Here is a 16,057-nt window from a genome sequence, read left to right on the forward strand (position 1 = left end):
ACGCCCGTTCGCACCGAACCGCACCCCGTAACCTGTCCCCCATGGCAGAGCCAGTCGTGCGCATCCCGGATGCGAAGGTCGCCCTGTCGACGGCCTCGGTCTACCCGGAGTCGACGTCGACGGCCTTCGAGATCGCCGCGCGCCTCGGATACGACGGCGTCGAGGTCATGGTCTGGAACGACCCGGTCAGCCAGGACGTCGACGCGCTGCGCAGACTGAGCGACTACCACCGCATCCCGATCCTCGCCGTGCACGCTCCCTGCCTGCTCATCACCCAGCGGGTCTGGTCGACCGACCCGTGGACCAAGCTGCAGCGGGCGCGCGCGGCGGCCGAGAAACTGGGCGCGAGCACGGTCGTCGTCCACCCGCCGTTCCGCTGGCAGCGCCAGTACGCGCGCGACTTCGTGAGCGGCATCTGGCGGATGGCGAACGAGACGGACGTACGGTTCGCCGTCGAGAACATGTACCCCTGGCGCTACCGCGACCGCGAGATGCTCGCGTACGCGCCGGACTGGGACGTGACGAAGGACGACTACCGCCACTTCACGATCGATCTCAGCCATGCCGCGACGTCCCGCACGGACGCGATGCAGATGGTCGACCGCATGGCCGACCGCCTCGGTCACGTCCACCTCGCCGACGGGAACGGCTCCGCCAAGGACGAGCACCTGGTCCCTGGCCGCGGCAGCCAGCCCTGCGCCGAGCTGCTGGAACGGCTCGCGGCGACCGGCTTCGACGGGCACGTCGTCATCGAGGTCAACACCCGACGCGCCATGTCCGGCGCCGAACGTGAGGCCGACCTCGCGGAGGCCCTGGCCTTCACCCGGCTGCACCTGGCCTCGGCGGCCAAGGTGCCCCGGCGGTGACCCGATGACCCGCACCGGCACGAGTTCCGGTAACGGCGCCAGCAGCAGCATCGGTACCGGTACCGGTGCGACCGCCCGCAAGCGCGGCCGCCCCCCTCGTACGGAATCCGCCGACACCCGCGACCGGATCCTGACCGCGGCCCGCGAGCAGTTCTCCGAGCGGGGCTACGAGAAGACGTCCGTGCGAGGCATCGCCAAGGCCGCCGGGGTCGATTCGGCGCTGGTCCACCACTACTTCGGCACCAAGGAGAAGGTCTTCGAGGCGGCCATCGAGGTCGCCTTCGCGCCCGCGCTCAACGCGCCCGAAGCGGTCGCCGACGGCCCCCTGGAGGGCGTGGGCGAGCGGCTGACCCGCTTCATCTTCGGCATCTGGGAGAACCCCACCACGCGTACGCCCCTGCTGGCGATCGTCCGCTCCGCCGTGAACAACGACACCGCGGCCGCCGTCTTCCGCCGCCTGGTCGCCTCCCAGCTGCTGCGCCGCATCGCCGTCCAGCTGGACCTGCCGGACGCGGAACTGCGCGCCGAGCTGGCGGCGGCGCAGCTGGTGGGCGCGGCGATGCTGCGATACGTGATCAAGGTGGAGCCGCTGGCCTCGGCGGATCTGGAGCGCATCGTCGAGCGGCTGGCGCCGGTGGTGCAGGGGCATCTGACCGGGCCCTGACCGGCTGGGACCGGGCTCTGACGGGGCTAGGGAGGGGCTAGGGCGGGGCTAGGGCAGGGCTCGGGCGGGGCTCGGAAGTGCCGCCGGTTTCCGAGACGGGTGTCCCGTAATGCGGACACCGTGTCCGCCCCCTGGATGACCGGCGTACGCTCGTTAGCAGTCAGAAGTCTCTGATCGCAGTTCTCTGCAGCCCTCTGCAGTCCCTGAAGGAGCGAGCGACGATGCCCGAGCTGAGGTCCCGCACAGTCACCCACGGTCGCAACATGGCGGGCGCCCGCGCCCTTATGCGCGCCTCCGGTGTACCCGGTGCGGACATCGGCCGGAAGCCGATCATCGCGGTGGCCAACAGCTTCACCGAGTTCGTGCCCGGCCACACGCACCTCCAGCCCGTCGGCCGGATCGTCAGCCAGGCGATCACCGAGGCAGGCGGCATCCCGCGCGAGTTCAACACGATCGCCGTCGACGACGGCATCGCGATGGGCCACGGCGGCATGCTCTACAGCCTCCCCTCCCGCGACCTGATCGCGGACAGCGTGGAGTACATGGTCGAGGCGCACTGCGCCGACGCCCTGATCTGCATCTCCAACTGCGACAAGATCACCCCGGGCATGCTGAACGCGGCCCTGCGCCTGAACATCCCGACGGTCTTCGTCTCCGGCGGCCCGATGGAGTCCGGCCGCGCCACCCTGGTCGACGGCACGGTCCGCACGCTCGACCTGGTCGACGCGATCTCCGACGCCGTGAACGACAAGATCTCGGACGAGGACATCCTCCGTATCGAGGAGAACGCCTGCCCGACCTGCGGCTCCTGTTCCGGCATGTTCACCGCCAACTCGATGAACTGCCTGACCGAGGCCATCGGCCTCTCCCTCCCCGGCAACGGCTCGGTCCTGGCCACGCACACCGCCCGCAAGGCGCTGTACGAGAACGCGGCCCGCACGGTCATGGACATCACCCGCCGCTACTACGAGCAGGACGACGAGACGGTCCTGCCCCGCACCATCGCCAACTTCGCGGCCTTCCAGAACGCCATGGCGCTCGACATCGCGATGGGCGGCTCGACGAACACGATCCTGCACCTGCTGGCGGCGGCGCAGGAGGCGGGCGTCCCGTTCGGCCTGGAGGAGATCAACGAGGTCTCGCGCCGCGTCCCCTGCCTGGCGAAGGTCGCCCCGAACGTCGCCAAGGACCGCACGTACTACATGGAGGACGTGCACCGCGCCGGCGGCATCCCCGCCCTCCTCGGCGAACTGCACCGCGCCGGTCTGCTCAACGAGGACGTGTACTCCGTCCACAGCCCCTCCCTGGCCGACTGGCTGAAGACGTGGGACGTCCGCGGAGGGTCGCCCTCTCCGGAGGCGATCGAGCTGTGGCACGCGGCCCCGGGATGCGTGAGGTCGGCCGAGGCCTTCTCCCAGTCCGAGCGCTGGGAGGCCCTGGACGAGGACGCCGAGGGCGGCTGCATCCGCTCCGCCGAGCACGCGTACAGCAAGGACGGCGGCCTCGCGGTCCTGCGCGGCAACCTCGCCGTCGACGGCTGCGTGGTCAAGACGGCCGGCGTCGACGAGTCGATCTGGACCTTCGAGGGCCCGGCCGTCGTCTGCGAGTCGCAGGAGGAGGCCGTCGAGAAGATCCTCAACAAGCAGGTGACGCACGGCGACGTCGTCGTCATCCGCTACGAGGGTCCCAAGGGCGGCCCGGGTATGCAGGAGATGCTCTACCCCACCTCCTTCCTCAAGGGCCGCGGCCTCGGCAAGACCTGCGCCCTGATCACCGACGGCCGTTTCTCCGGCGGCACGTCCGGCCTGTCCATCGGCCACGCGTCCCCCGAGGCGGCCTCCGGCGGCACGATCGCCCTGGTCGAGAACGGCGACCGCATCCGCATCGACATCCCGAACCGCACCATCGAGCTCCTCGTCGACGACGCCGAGCTGGCCCGCCGCGAGGCCGCCCTCGGCGGGGTCTACGCCCCGAAGAACCGCGAGCGCAAGGTCTCCGCCGCCCTGCGCGCCTACGCGGCGATGGCCACGAGCGCCGACAAGGGCGCGGTGCGGGACGTGTCGAAGCTGGGCTGACGCCCACACGCGCTTGACCGTCGCGAGGGGCCGCTTCCGAGGGAGGCGGCCCCTCGCGCTGTGGCCAGGCAGATCACCAGATCACCAGATCACCCGGTCAGGAGATCTGGTGACCTGATCACCAGCTCGCCGGATCCCGCCCGTCCACCGCGAACACGGTCCCGTCGGGGGCGCCCGCGTAGACCCGGCCGTCGACGAGGACGGGTGTGGGCAGGGCGCTGCTGATCCGGTCGGAGTCGGTGCCGAGCCGGGGCTTCGTCTGTCCGAGCAGCCTGCCGGTGCGGGCGTCCGTGGCGAGCAGCCGCCCGTCCGCGGCGGTCAGATACACATGGCTGCCGTCCGAGACCGGGGCCGAGCCGCGGTAGACGGCCGTCTCCAGGCTCCACAGCCGCTTGCCCGCCACCGTGTCGAAGGCCTCCAGCGACCCGCCGGTGGCCAGCAGGTACACGATGTCCCCGGACACCCCGGCCGTCGGGTCCGACCGCCGAACGGGCAGCTCCACCCGGTGCGCCGACCGGGCCCCGGGGTCGTAGCGGACGACGGCGTCGGTGTAGCCCGAGCCCAGGTCGACCGAGCGGAAGAACACGTCCCCGTCATGGCTGCCGACCGGCGTCAACGTGCCCTGCAGCCGCGCGTCCCACCGCACCTCGCCCGTCTCCGGATCCACGGCGGTGACCTTGGTGGTCCCTCCGTCGGACGCGCTCGTCGCGTACGCCAGCGAGTCCCCGGCGAACGACGAGAAGTACGGCGCGCTCTGGCCCGCGACGGCATGGCTCCACTTCGTCTCGCCCGACGCGCCGTCCACGCCCGTGACCGTCCCGTCGGCGGAGGTGAGCAGGAGCATGCCGCCGGCGGACTGCATTCCGCTGTGCTCGGGCATGGCCCGCTGCCAGCGCGCCTCGCCGGAGGCCGGGTCGAGCGCCTCCAACTGCGGGCCCTGGTCCGTCAGCGGCTGGACCAGTTCCCCGGCGAGCACCGGCGGGCCGGTCCGCCGCGACTTCGCGACGGAGTGCTTCCACAACCGCTTGCCGTCGGACGGATCGAGCGAGAAGACCACACCGGGCTGGGAGCAGAGCAGCTTCCCTTCCCCGTACGAGCACTGGGGCACGGTCGGCGTGGCGGCCACCGACGCGGCCTCCCACGCGTCGAACCCGGCCGGCGCGGTCCGCGGGCTGCCGTCCTGTCGCGCGGGCGTGTCACCCAGCGCCTGCACCGACACGAACACCCCGCCGACGACGAGCGCCAACGCCCCCGCCACCACGGCCACCCGCCCCCGCGCACTCCGCACACTCAGCGGGAACCGCCGCGCCCGCCGAGCCCGGGCCGCGCCCGCCTCTGCATCCGCCCCTGCGCCCGCATGTGCATCCGCGCCCGCCGCGGCATCCGCCCCCCGGCCCGCTCCCGGGCCCGCATCCGCTCCCGGGCCCGCATCGGTGTCCGTGTCCGCATCGGTGTCCGCGACCGTCGCCCGCTGCTCCGGTATGAACGCCTGCGTGTCGTACGAGGCCGCCACCGACCGCAGTTCGCGCATCAGCTCGTCGGGCGTGGGCCGGCCCTCGGGCTCCTTGGCGAGACAGCGCACCACCAGCGGAAGGAGGTTCCCCGGTACGCCCGTCAGGTCCGGCTCGTCGTGGACGACCTGGTAGGCGACGATGTACGGGCTGTCGGAGTCGAACGGTCCGCGTCCCGTCGCCGCGTGCACCATCACGGACCCGAGCGCGAAGACGTCGGCGGCCGGCCCGACCTCCCGGGGCCGCCGGAACTGCTCCGGCGCCATGAACGGCGGCGTGCCGATCAGCTTGCCCGTCTCGGTCCGCAGCTCGCTGTCCTTCGGCCGGGAGATGCCGAAGTCGATCACCTTCGGACCGTCCTCGGCGAGCAGCACGTTGCTGGGCTTCAGATCGCGGTGCACGACCCCGACCCGGTGGATGTCGCGCAACGCCTCCGCGAGCCCGGCCATCAGCCGCCGCAACTCGCCCGAGCCCATGGGCCCGTTCCGCTTCACCTGCTCGGCGAGCGTCGAGCCAGGGATGAACAGCGTGGCCATCCACGGCCGTTCGGCCTCCGGGTCGGCGTCGACGACCGGCGCGGTGAAGGCCCCGCTCACCTGCCGCGCGGCCGCCACCTCCTGCCGGAACCGCCCCCTGAACTCGGGGTCCCGCGCGAACTCCGCGTGTACGACCTTGACCGCGACCTTCATCCCGGAGGTGCTCCGGGCCAGGTGCACCACGCCCATGCCGCCGGAACCCAGGCATGACTCCAGGCGGTAGTGACCGGCGTACTCCGGAAGTTCCGCTTCCGCGCCCGCTCCGGTGCTGCGCTGTGGCGTCATGGAACTCACCCCCGTGCTGTTCTCCGCGCGCGCGACGCACGGAGCCTAGTCGATGACTCTGACGAGTCCGAGGCGGCTTGCTAGCCTCCGCGTACGAATCACGTACATATGTTTTATGGCGTGTTCTAAGGGAATCAACGTGTCCCCATGGGAGTCATGGGGACCAACGGGGGAGGTTTTCATGTCTGTTGACCGCGCGCAGGAGACGGTGGAAGAGACGGCCGGCAGCGAGTCGGAGGCGGTCGCCACGGCCGCGGCGGCGGTGACGTACTACTCGATCGCGCCGGGCGTCCGGCTCAACGTCCGCAGCGGCCCCGGCACCGGCTACAGCATCGTGCGCGTCCTGCCCGAGGGCTCCAAGGTCGCGATCTACTGCCAGACGCCGGGCACCTCGGTCGCCGGCCCGTACGGCACCTCGAATATCTGGGACAACATCGGCAACGGCGACTTCGTCTCGGACGCCTATGTGCACACCGGCAGCGACGGCTACGTCGCCTCGCACTGCGCCTGACCTACGGCGGCCCCGGGGCGACCCGGGGCCGACCCGGGGGTACACGCGGGAGCCGCCCCACCTGGGAGCCCGCCTCCGCCCGGAGCCATAATCGTCCCGTGAGCGACGAAAACGGCGCCCCGGACACGGGCGAGGCGGCACCCGCGGACCAGACGGCTCTTCCCGGCCAGGGGGCGGCTCCCGGTCAGGGGGCGGTTCCCGGCGGCCCCCGCCCCGAGCCCCTCCGCCTCTTCGGCACGACCTGGGTGAACCGCGACCCCGGCTACCAGGGCTACACGGCCCGCCGCATCGCCGCGTCCGTCGGCTCCCTCGCCGCCGTCACCGTCTCCTGCCTCGTCCTGCGCTTCGCCTACCAGGGCCTGGCGATCGCCGACATCGGCAGCTTCGTGACGGTGCTGGTCGTGGCGATGTTCGCGATCTGCAGCGCGCTCGCCTTCCGCCACACCTGGGACGCCTTCGCCAAGCGCCCCGACCCCGACCGCCAGGCCTCCCTGCGAGGGCTGCTCGCCATCGGCTTCGTCGGCTCGCTGGTCGCCTACTTCTTCCGCTCCCTCACCGAGGCCCCCGGCGAGAAGCTCCACCGCGAGGAGTACGACACGGCCCGCCAGGCCTACGAACGCCGCACGTCCCGCCGCACGGGCAACCCCTCGAAGAAGCGCCGCCGCGGCTGAGGCCTTTCCCGAGCTGACTGAGCTGACCGAACGTTCCACGGGCATCCCACGTCACAGGGCCATGGAACGCATCAGCAGGACGCCGTACGCCGCCCCCCTGACCGCCGCCGCTCTCACGACGCTCCTCTCCGCCCTCCTGTCGGGCTGCGGCCCGACGCCCACCGACACCGCCACCGCGGCCCCCAGCGTGCGGCCGTCCCACCCGGCCGCTCTCACCGGCGTCGTATGGAAGCTCGACAGCGTGACCACCGACGGAACCCGCCACCCCGTCCCCGAGAACATCTCCGCCTGGCTGAAGCTCGACGCCGGGAGCGCCGGGAGCGCGGGGAGCGCGGGGAGCGCCGGGACCGGCGGGAACGGCGAGACGGGCACGACGATCACCGGCTTCGACGGATGCAACCACTTCAAGAGCACCGCAAAGATCAGCACCGGCATCGGCACCGGCACCGGCGCAGCCACCCTCACCTTCGCCGACGACATCACCTCCACCGCGATCGGCTGCTACCTCGGCCCCGACGGCGCCCCGGACTTCACCCGGAACTTCCCGCCCGGCACCGGCCCCTTCCGCGCCGAGACCACCGCCGACACCCTCACGCTGACCACCACGGACGGCGCCGGCACCACGATCCGCCTCCACGCCGAACTCCCCGCGGTCACCATGGATTCATGACGGCTTCCTCCCACACCATCCCCTCCCACTCTTCCGACCCCTCCCACCCCTCCCGAGCCCACTCCTTCAACTCCGCCGCGGCCCAGTACGCCGCCAACCGCCCCTCCTACCCGACCGCCCTCCTGGAAGCGATCGAGGACCTGGCGGGCCGCCCCCTCGCCGGGGCGCGCGTCGCGGACGTCGGCGCCGGGACCGGCATAGCGACGGCCCTGCTGCACGCCCGCGGCGCCCACGTCCTCGCCGTCGAGCCCGGGGACGGCATGGCGGCGCAGTTCCGCAACGCCCTCCCCGACGTGCCGATCGTCCGCGGGGACGGCGACCGCCTCCCCCTCGCGACCGCCTCCCTCGACTTCCTGACCTACGCCCAGTCCTGGCACTGGACCGACCCGGCCCGCTCGGTCCCGGAGGCCCTGCGCGTACTGCGTCCCGGCGGCGCGCTCGCCCTCTGGTGGAACACCGGCGCCTTGGACGTCCCGTGGATCGAGGCCCAGGCGGACCGCATCCAGCGCCACTTCGGCATCGACGGGGTCGTGGAGAAGAACGGCGACGGCAGCCGCTCGGCCCTCGCCGACCCCACGGGCCGACTGGACTTCGTCCACCGCCGGGTCCGCTGGAACCGCCGCGTCCCCGTCGACCTCCATCTGGCCAACATCAGCAGCCACTCGATCTTCCTGGTCCACGGCGAGGAGAGCACCGCCGCCTTCCTCACCGAGGAGCGCCGCCACCTCCTCACCGCCTTCCCGGACGGCACGATCGAGGAGACCTACGACGTGGAACTACTGCTGGCCACCTCCCCCTGAAGCCCCTTCCCCTGAAGCCCCTCCTCCTGAAGCCGTTCTGCCTCCGCCCGCCGCTCCCGTGCGGCGGCCCATCCCTCAAGGGCCGCCGCGCAGGCATGGTCCACATGCCGCAGCCCGCCCAACTCCAGCCGGACCTCACGGTCGTACGGCAGCGCGTCCAACGCGTCCAGCAGCTTCGGCAGCCGCAGAAACGTCGCATGCCCGAGCACCCGTACGACGATCCCGGCGTCGCCGCGGTCCTCGGTCTCCACATGCACATGGCTGATCTCCCACGCCGTCTTCGCCACGGCCAGCGCCAGCCCGACCAGCACCCCCTCGAACAGATTCCCCACGACGATCGCCCCCGCCGTCACCCCGAGCACGACGACCTCACCCCGATGCCGCGGGTGCACCTGGTGCCCCTGGTGTTCCTGATGTCCTCGGTCCCCCTGCTGTCCCCGAAGTCCCTGCTGCCCCCGACGGCCGCGCCACAGCGCCCGGACCTCCCGCACCGGCACGAGCTTGCACCCGGCGTGCACCAGCAGCCCGGCCAGCGCCGCCACCGGAATCGCCCCGAGCACCCCGGGCGCGACGGCCGTGAACAACAGCAGCCACACCCCGTGCAGCACCCGCGAGGCCTTGGTCCGCGCCCCCGCCTGCACGTTCGCCGCGCTGCGCACGATGACCGCCGTCATCGGCAGCGCGCCCAGCACCCCGCACACGGCGTTGCCCGCGCCCTGCGCCATCAACTCCCGGTCGTAGTCCGTGCGCCGTCCGTCGTGCAGCCGGTCCACCGCCGCCGCGCTGAACAGCGACTCCGCCGACGCGATCAACGCGAACGCCACGACGGTCCCGATCACCCCCACTTCCGTCAGCCGCCCGAAGTCCGCCGCCTCCGGCACGCGTACGGCATCCCACAGTCCGCGCACCTCGACCCGGCGCACCTCCAGGTCGAACGCCCAGGTCGCCGCGGCCGCCAGGACCACCGCCACCAACGGCGCCGGAACCAGCCGCGCACCGCGCCGCCACCGCCCCCACAGCAGCGACACGACCATGGTGGCACCCCCCACCGACAACGCCGCCGGATCCGCCCGCCCCGGCAACGACACCAGCCCGGCGAGCTTCCCGAGCCCGCCCGCCGGCGCGGTCGCGTCCCCCAGGGCGTACGCCTGCCCGGCGACCAGCACCAGCCCGATCCCGGCGAGCATCCCCTGGACGACGGCCACGGACACGGCCCGGAACCACCGCCCGAGCCGCAGCGCCCCCAGCCCGAGCTGCAGCAGCCCGGCGGCGAGGACGAGCACGCCGAGCGCCTCGAAGCCGTACCGGTGCACGGCTTCGTAGACGAGAACGGTCAGCCCCGCCGCCGGCCCGCTCACCTGCAGGCTGCTGCCGGGCAGCGCTCCGGCGACCAGGCCGCCGACGATTCCGGTGATCAGCCCCAGCTCGGCGGGCACGCCGGAGGCTACGGCGACGCCCACGCACAGGGGCAGCGCGACGAGAAAGACGACGAGGGAAGCGAACAGATCGGCCTTGAGAACACCACGGCGCAACACGGCGGCACCTCCGGTAGGGAACGGGAGATGCGTGGGCGCGCCGCACCGGGGGAGGGTGCCGCGCATGAATTCCATTGTCAGTTGAAACGACCGACCCCCGCAGCGGGTCGCTGTGCGCGTCGTGTGAACACAGAGGCGGATGAACCGGAGCGTCCGCTTCCAATCCCACCGCCGTGCGCCTGCGCCTCTTGACGACCCCCCGCGCTCCGAGCATTATTCATCGCATGATGAATTCTTCGCGTTCCGTGGACTCCACGGACGGCCCACCCCGCCCGCCGGACCAGGAACCCCCGGCCACCCCCGCCATCGGCGCCCGCGGCCTCACCGTCGTCCGAGGCGCCCACCCCGTCCTGCGCGGCCTCGACTTCACGGTCCCGCGCGGCCAGATCACCGGCCTGCTGGGCCCCTCGGGCTGCGGCAAGTCGACCCTCATGCGCTCCGTCGTCGGCACCCAGGCCAAGGTCACCGGCGCCCTCGACGTCCTCGGCCACCCCGCAGGCCACCCCTCCCTCCGCACCCGCATCGGCTACGTCACCCAGGCCCCGTCCGTCTACGACGACCTGACGATCCGCCAGAACCTCGACTACTTCGCCGCGATCCTCGACCCGGGCCGAGCCGCAGCGCACCGCCGCGCCGAGAACGTCACCCGGGCCATCGCCGACGTAGACCTCACCACCCACGCCGACGCCCTCGCCGGCAACCTCTCAGGAGGCCAGCGCAACCGCGTGTCGCTCGCCGTTGCCCTCCTGGGCACCCCGGAACTCCTGGTCCTCGACGAACCGACCGTCGGCCTCGACCCCGTACTCCGCCGCGACCTGTGGGACCTCTTCCACCACATCGCGGCCTCCCGCGACGCGACCCTCCTCGTCTCCTCCCACGTCATGGACGAGGCCGAGCGCTGCCACCGCCTGCTGCTGATGCGCCAGGGCGAGATCCTCGCCGACGGCGCCCCCGAGGACCTGCGCACCCACACCGGCACGGACACGGTCGAGGCGGCCTTTCTGCACCTGGTGGACCAGGCGAACGACACCGCCCGCGCGACGGACGCGAAGGAGCCGACCCGATGACCCCGATGACCGCACCACCGACCACCCCCGCGGCCCCCGTCGCCCCCACCGGCGCCCTGAACGCCGCCCGCACCACCGCAACCGCCGCCCGGGTCCTGCGCCAGCTGCGCCACGACCCCCGCACGATCGCGCTGCTGCTCCTCATCCCCTGTGTGATGCTGTTCCTGCTCCGCTACGTCTTCGACGGCAGCCCGCGCACCTTCGACAACATCGGCGCGTCCCTCCTGGGCATCTTCCCGCTGATCACGATGTTCCTGGTCACGTCCATCGCCACCCTGCGCGAACGCACCTCGGGCACCCTCGAACGCCTCCTCGCCATGCCCCTCGGCAAAGGCGACCTGATCGCCGGCTACGCCCTCGCCTTCGGCGCCCTCGCGATCGTCCAGTCGGCCCTGGCCACCGGCCTCGCCGTCTGGTTCCTCGACCTGGACGTCACCGGCAGCCCCTGGCTCCTCCTCCTGGTGGCCCTCCTCGACGCCCTCCTGGGCACCGCCCTGGGCCTCTTCGTCTCCGCCTTCGCCTCCTCGGAGTTCCAGGCGGTCCAGTTCATGCCGGCGGTGATCTTCCCCCAACTCCTCCTCTGCGGCCTCTTCACCCCCCGGGACACCATGCACCCGGCCCTGGAGGCCCTCTCCGACGTTCTCCCCATGTCCTACGCGGTCGACGGCATGAACGAGGTCCTCAAGCACACGGACATGACGGCGACCTTCGTACGGGACATCGCGATCGTGGCGGGCTGCGCCCTGCTGGTCCTGACGCTGGGAGCGGCGACGCTGAAGCGCAGGACACCCTGAATCCTCCAGCCCCGGGCGGTGCCTTTCAGCCCGTCCGGCGTTTGAGGACGAGGCCCTTTCGGGGCCGAAGCGGGGGTCTGGGGGCGCAGCCCCCAGGGACGGGAACGGGAAGGGGCGGCGGGGGCGAAATCCGCAGTCCGCCCACCGGACATGCCCCTCCACCCGCCACCCCCGGTGCGAGGATGACCCCGGACGACGAGCACAGCAAACCCCGGAGGACCCACCACCCATGTCCCAGAAAGTCGCAGTCCTCGGCACCGGCAAAATCGGCGAAGCCCTCCTCAGCGGAATGATCCGAAGCGGCTGGCCCCCCGCAGACCTCTTCGTCACCGCCCGCCGCCTGGAACGAGCCGAAGAGCTCCGTACCCGCTACGGCGTCACCCCGGTCAGCAACCCCGAGGCCGCCAAGAGCGCCGACACCCTGATCCTCACGGTCAAGCCCCAGGACATGGGCGCCCTCCTCGACGAACTCGCCCCCCACGTCCCCGCCGACCGCCTGGTCATCAGCGGCGCCGCCGGCATCACGACCGCCTTCGTCGAGGAGCGCCTCACCGCCGGGGCCCCCGTCGTCCGCGTCATGACGAACACCCCCGCCCTGGTCGACGAGGCCATGTCCGTCATCTCCGCCGGCACCCACGCCACCGCCGCCCACCTCGCCCACACCGAGGAGATCTTCGGCGCCGTCGGCAAGACGCTCCGCGTCCCCGAGTCCCAGCAGGACGCCTGCACGGCCCTCTCCGGCTCGGGCCCGGCGTACTTCTTCTACCTCGTCGAGGCCATGACCGACGCCGGCATCCTGCTCGGTCTCCCCCGCGACAAGGCCCACGACCTCATCGTCCAGTCCGCGATCGGCGCCGCGACGATGCTCCGCGACAGCGGCGAACACCCGGTCAAGCTCCGCGAGAACGTCACGTCCCCCGCGGGCACCACCATCAGCGCCATCCGCGAACTCGAGAACCACGGCGTACGAGCCGCCCTCATCGCCGCCCTCGAAGCCGCCCGCGACCGCAGCCGCGAGCTGGCCTCAGGCACGAAGGACTGACACCCGCGGGGGCGGATGCGGGCGAATCCGGGCGGATCCGGTCACTCGCCGGTCGCCGCCGCCCCCACGATCTCCTTCGTGGTCACCACCCGGGCGAACCGGCCCCCGTGCAGGGACACCGCGGACGCCTGCGCGATCTCCTCCGCACTCCGCCGCCAGCCGAACGGCCCCTCCAGGTCGAACGTGTAGGTCGCGTCGTAGGCGAACAGCACGTCGTACCCGAGGTTCCCGCCCATCCGCGCCGTCGTCTCCGCGCACATGTTCGTCTGGATCCCGGCCACCACGATCTGCGCGATGCCCTCCGCCGTCAGCCAGGCCCCCAGATCCGGCGTCCCGAGGAAGGCGGAGTTCACCGTCTTCGTGAGGAACAGCTCGCGCCCGGCGCCCTTCCCCCTCCTCTCCTCCACGTACTCCTTGAACTCGTTCCCCACATACCCCGGCCGCAACGGCGACTGCGCCCCCGAAGAGTCATGCCGCACAAACACGACAGGCCGCCCCGTCGCCTGCCATACGTCGATGAGCGAGGCGATGTTGTCATCGGCGCCGGGGTTGTTCCTGGCCCCCCAGTAGCCGAGCTCGTCAAAGCCCTTCTGCACGTCCACGACCACCAGTGCTGCGTTCTCTGCGATGTCCATGCCCTAGATCCTGCCGCCGGGCCCACCTCCACCCCAGAGCTACAAAAGCCAGCGATCGATGCTTTACTGCCAAGCGTGGAACATCCGTACCGCGTAGCCCTGGTCGCCTTCCCCGGCATCCGCGCCTTCGACGTCTCCGTCATCACCGAGGTCTGGGGCGCGGACCGCACCGACCGCGGCGCCCCCGCCTTCGACCTGCGCCGCGTCGCCGCCGACACCACCACCCCCATCCCGATGCGCGGCGGCCTGGCCCTCCACCCCGACCGCACCCTCGCCTGGCTGACCCGCGCCGACCTCATCCTGATCCCGGGCCTCGACGACCACCTCACCCCCGCACCGCCCGCCGTCCTCGACGCCCTGCGCCGCGCCCACGCCCGCGGCACCACCCTGGCCGCCCTCTGCGGCGGCGCTTTCACCCTCGCCCAGGCGGGCCTCCTCGACGGCCGCCGCGCGATCACCCACTGGAACCTCGTCCACCTCCTGCGCACCCACCACCCCCGCGTCACCGTCGTCCCGGACGCTCTCTTCATCGAGGACGACAACGTCTGGACCGCCGCCGGCACGGCGGCCGGCATCGACCTCTGCCTCCACCTGGTCCGCCGCTCCCACGGTGCGGAGGCGGCCGCCACCATCGCCCGCTCGATGGTCACCGCTCCCTTCCGCACCGGCACCCAGGCCCAGTTCATCGAGCACCCCACCCCACACACGGACCGCGACGCCGACAGCCTCGCCGCCGTCCGCGAACACGCCCTGCGCCATCTGCACGAACCGCTCACGGTCGCCGACCTGGCCGCTCACGCGGGCATGTCCCCGCGCAGCTTCGCCCGCCACTTCACGGCGGCGACCGGAACCACCCCCCTGCGCTGGCTCCTGGACCAGCGCATCGCCGCAGCCCAGAAACTCCTCGAACGCACCGACCTCCCCATGCCCGAGGTCGCCCGCCGCGCAGGCTTCGGCAGCGAGGTCACGATGCGCCAGCACTTCGCCTCGCGCCTCGCCACCAGCCCACGCGCCTACCGAGCCGCCTTCACCACAACGTCCGACACCGACACCGCCTCCGCCGACACCGCCTCCGCCGACACCGGCTCCGAAGTCGGCTCGCTCACCGGCGGCAGCAACCCGATCGCCCGATAGGCGGCGTCCACGACCGGCCGAGCCATCTCCCGCGCCTTCTCCGCACCATCCCGCAGCACCCCCTCCACATAGACCGGGTCAGCGCACAACTCCGTGTGCCTGGCCCGCACCGGCCTGAGAACCTCGATCACAGCGTCGGCCGTGTCCTTCTTCAATGCGCCGTACGACTGGTAAACGCCGCCCAGGATCTCCGGGTTCCCACCCGTGCACGCGGCGAGGATCTCCAACAGGTTCGCGACGCCGGGCCGCCCCTCCCGGTCGTAGACGACCTCCCGCCCGCTGTCGGTGACGGCCCGCATGACCTTCTTCCGCACCACGTCCGGCTCGTCCAGCAGATAGACGATCCCCGGCCCCGAGTCGTCGCTCTTGCCCATCTTCGACGCCGGCTCCTGCAGGTTCATCACCCGAGCGGCCACCGGCGGATGCGTCGCCTTCGGCACCACGAACGTGTGCCCGTACCGCTGGTTGAACCGCACCGCGAGATCCCGCGTCAGTTCCACATGCTGAGTCTGGTCGTCCCCGACCGGCACCTCATCGGTCCCGTACGCCAGGATGTCCGCCGCCATCAGCACCGGATAGGTCAGCAGTGACAGCCGCACACTCCCCCCGCGCTCCCGCTCCCGCGCGGCCTTCTCCCGGTACTGGATCATCCGCCGCATCTCACCGTCGCTCGCCACGCACTCCAGCAGATACGACAACCGCGCGTGCTCGTCCACATGACTCTGCACGAACACGGTGCACAGCTGTGGATCCAGCCCCGTCGCCAGCAGCAGCGTCGCCGCCTGCCGACTCAGCCGGCGCACCCGCGCGGGATCGTGGTCCACGGTCAGCGCGTGCAGATCGACGACGCAGAACAGGGAGTCCGCCCGATGCTGGTCGACCTCGGCCCACGGCCGCATGGCCCCCAGGTAGTTCCCCAGGGTCAGGTGTCCGGTCGGCTTGATCCCGCTGAAGACCCGTGTCATCTCTTCTCCACCTCTTGGTCGAGACCGCCACCCCGGCCGGCCGACCCTCTGGAGTCCCGGAGGGAGAAACACGAACGGCCGCCGAGGCGGCGGCCGTTGTCGTGCATACGTGCGTACGGCCGCCGGTCAGGCGGCCCACCACTGCTGGGTGCACGTACGCGTAGTCATGTCCCTCAGAGTACGCCTCCAGGGTGCCCTTGGGACGTGAGTTGACACGCCCCGATCGGGTACGTACTGTTCTCCGAGTTGTCCGACGTGAGCGCCGACTCCGGTCGGTCCCCGGACAGCCATTCCGC

Annotated in this window: 14 protein-coding genes and 1 pseudogene; 11 read left to right on the forward strand and 4 right to left on the reverse strand. The window is 71.8% G+C overall.

Annotated elements, in window-relative coordinates; genetic code table 11:
- The first annotated feature begins 41 nt into the window (after positions 1-41).
- The 3 genes from OG562_RS24505 (at position 42) to ilvD (ending at position 3,605) form a co-directional block, all read left to right on the forward strand.
- A complete protein-coding gene (locus tag OG562_RS24505) occupies positions 42-866 on the forward strand; it encodes a sugar phosphate isomerase/epimerase (RefSeq protein ID WP_266401235.1) in 825 nt (274 codons plus the stop codon).
- A 4-nt stretch (positions 867-870) separates the two neighbouring features.
- Positions 871-1,530: a TetR/AcrR family transcriptional regulator gene (locus OG562_RS24510; protein ID WP_266401236.1), complete on the forward strand. Its 660-nt coding sequence runs from the start codon at positions 871-873 to the stop codon at positions 1,528-1,530.
- A gap of 221 nt (positions 1,531-1,751) precedes the next feature.
- Complete coding sequence (ilvD, locus tag OG562_RS24515) at positions 1,752-3,605, forward strand: dihydroxy-acid dehydratase (RefSeq protein WP_266401238.1); 1,854 nt, start codon at positions 1,752-1,754, stop codon at positions 3,603-3,605.
- Between the two features lie 118 nt (positions 3,606-3,723).
- On the opposite strand, the gene OG562_RS24520 is transcribed toward ilvD, so the two are convergent.
- Positions 3,724-5,937 carry a PQQ-binding-like beta-propeller repeat protein gene (locus tag OG562_RS24520; protein ID WP_266401240.1) on the reverse strand — a complete coding sequence of 738 codons (2,214 nt, stop codon included), beginning with the start codon at positions 5,935-5,937 and terminating at the stop codon, positions 3,724-3,726.
- Between the two features lie 181 nt (positions 5,938-6,118).
- On the opposite strand from OG562_RS24520, the gene OG562_RS24525 reads away from it, so the two are divergent.
- From OG562_RS24525 to OG562_RS24540, 4 genes are all read left to right on the forward strand, one after another.
- Positions 6,119-6,448: an SH3 domain-containing protein gene (locus OG562_RS24525; RefSeq protein WP_266401242.1), complete on the forward strand. Its 330-nt coding sequence runs from the start codon at positions 6,119-6,121 to the stop codon at positions 6,446-6,448.
- A 98-nt stretch (positions 6,449-6,546) separates the two neighbouring features.
- Entirely contained in the window at positions 6,547-7,119 is a 573-nt protein-coding gene (locus tag OG562_RS24530; RefSeq protein ID WP_266401243.1) for an EamA/RhaT family transporter, read from the forward strand.
- Positions 7,120-7,180: 61 nt separating this feature from the next.
- Positions 7,181-7,789 (forward strand): META domain-containing protein, encoded by a 609-nt coding sequence (locus OG562_RS24535; RefSeq protein WP_266401244.1) that lies wholly within the window; start codon positions 7,181-7,183, stop codon positions 7,787-7,789.
- Positions 7,786-8,589, forward strand: a complete 804-nt coding sequence (locus OG562_RS24540; protein WP_266401246.1) for a class I SAM-dependent methyltransferase — start codon at positions 7,786-7,788, stop codon at positions 8,587-8,589. The genes OG562_RS24535 and OG562_RS24540 overlap by 4 nt, the downstream gene beginning before the upstream one ends.
- On the opposite strand, the gene OG562_RS24545 is transcribed toward OG562_RS24540, so the two are convergent.
- A complete protein-coding gene (locus tag OG562_RS24545; RefSeq protein WP_266401249.1) occupies positions 8,553-10,121 on the reverse strand; it encodes a SulP family inorganic anion transporter in 1,569 nt (522 codons plus the stop codon). The two genes, OG562_RS24540 and OG562_RS24545, sit on opposite strands and share 37 nt — an antisense overlap.
- Positions 10,122-10,348: 227 nt before the next feature.
- Between OG562_RS24545 and OG562_RS24550 the strand changes: the two genes are divergently transcribed.
- From OG562_RS24550 to proC, 3 genes are all read left to right on the forward strand, one after another.
- Positions 10,349-11,191 (forward strand): ABC transporter ATP-binding protein, encoded by an 843-nt coding sequence (locus OG562_RS24550; RefSeq protein WP_266401251.1) that lies wholly within the window; start codon positions 10,349-10,351, stop codon positions 11,189-11,191.
- The gene (locus tag OG562_RS24555; protein ID WP_266401253.1) at positions 11,188-11,985 is read left to right on the forward strand and encodes an ABC transporter permease; all 798 of its coding nucleotides are present in this window, start codon (positions 11,188-11,190) and stop codon (positions 11,983-11,985) included. Before OG562_RS24550 ends, OG562_RS24555 begins: the two co-directional genes overlap by 4 nt.
- A gap of 229 nt (positions 11,986-12,214) precedes the next feature.
- On the forward strand, positions 12,215-13,027 hold the full coding sequence (gene proC / locus OG562_RS24560; protein WP_266401254.1) for a pyrroline-5-carboxylate reductase: 813 nt from the start codon (positions 12,215-12,217) through the stop codon (positions 13,025-13,027).
- Between the two features lie 41 nt (positions 13,028-13,068).
- Here proC and OG562_RS24565 read toward each other — a convergent pair whose 3' ends face one another.
- A complete protein-coding gene (locus tag OG562_RS24565; RefSeq protein WP_266401255.1) occupies positions 13,069-13,662 on the reverse strand; it encodes a cysteine hydrolase family protein in 594 nt (197 codons plus the stop codon).
- A 75-nt stretch (positions 13,663-13,737) separates the two neighbouring features.
- Between OG562_RS24565 and OG562_RS24570 the strand changes: the two are divergent.
- A pseudogene (locus OG562_RS24570) lies at positions 13,738-14,691 on the forward strand (GlxA family transcriptional regulator); the annotation flags it as partial.
- On the opposite strand, the gene trpS reads toward OG562_RS24570, so the two are convergent.
- A complete protein-coding gene (gene trpS, locus OG562_RS24575) occupies positions 14,676-15,761 on the reverse strand; it encodes a tryptophan--tRNA ligase (RefSeq protein WP_266401256.1) in 1,086 nt (361 codons plus the stop codon). The pseudogene OG562_RS24570 and the gene trpS overlap by 16 nt on opposite strands.
- Between the last annotated feature and the right edge of the window lie 296 nt (positions 15,762-16,057).

This window comes from Streptomyces sp. NBC_01275, assembly GCF_026340655.1.
Classification (GTDB): Bacteria; Actinomycetota; Actinomycetes; order Streptomycetales; family Streptomycetaceae; genus Streptomyces.

What these genes read in the sequence shown, in the direction of transcription:
- OG562_RS24550 (WP_266401251.1), top strand. Translation starts at nt 10,349, where the DNA reads ATGATGAATTCTTCGCGTTCCGTGGACTCCACGGACGGCCCACCCCGC.
- OG562_RS24555 (WP_266401253.1), top strand. Translation starts at nt 11,188, where the DNA reads ATGACCCCGATGACCGCACCACCGACCACCCCCGCGGCCCCCGTCGCC.
- OG562_RS24505 (WP_266401235.1), top strand. Translation starts at nt 42, where the DNA reads ATGGCAGAGCCAGTCGTGCGCATCCCGGATGCGAAGGTCGCCCTGTCG.
- OG562_RS24520 (WP_266401240.1), bottom strand. Translation starts at nt 5,937, where the DNA reads ATGACGCCACAGCGCAGCACCGGAGCGGGCGCGGAAGCGGAACTTCCG.
- OG562_RS24525 (WP_266401242.1), top strand. Translation starts at nt 6,119, where the DNA reads ATGTCTGTTGACCGCGCGCAGGAGACGGTGGAAGAGACGGCCGGCAGC.
- OG562_RS24510 (WP_266401236.1), top strand. Translation starts at nt 871, where the DNA reads ATGACCCGCACCGGCACGAGTTCCGGTAACGGCGCCAGCAGCAGCATC.
- OG562_RS24565 (WP_266401255.1), bottom strand. Translation starts at nt 13,662, where the DNA reads ATGGACATCGCAGAGAACGCAGCACTGGTGGTCGTGGACGTGCAGAAG.
- ilvD (WP_266401238.1), top strand. Translation starts at nt 1,752, where the DNA reads ATGCCCGAGCTGAGGTCCCGCACAGTCACCCACGGTCGCAACATGGCG.
- OG562_RS24535 (WP_266401244.1), top strand. Translation starts at nt 7,181, where the DNA reads ATGGAACGCATCAGCAGGACGCCGTACGCCGCCCCCCTGACCGCCGCC.
- proC (WP_266401254.1), top strand. Translation starts at nt 12,215, where the DNA reads ATGTCCCAGAAAGTCGCAGTCCTCGGCACCGGCAAAATCGGCGAAGCC.
- OG562_RS24540 (WP_266401246.1), top strand. Translation starts at nt 7,786, where the DNA reads ATGACGGCTTCCTCCCACACCATCCCCTCCCACTCTTCCGACCCCTCC.
- trpS (WP_266401256.1), bottom strand. Translation starts at nt 15,761, where the DNA reads ATGACACGGGTCTTCAGCGGGATCAAGCCGACCGGACACCTGACCCTG.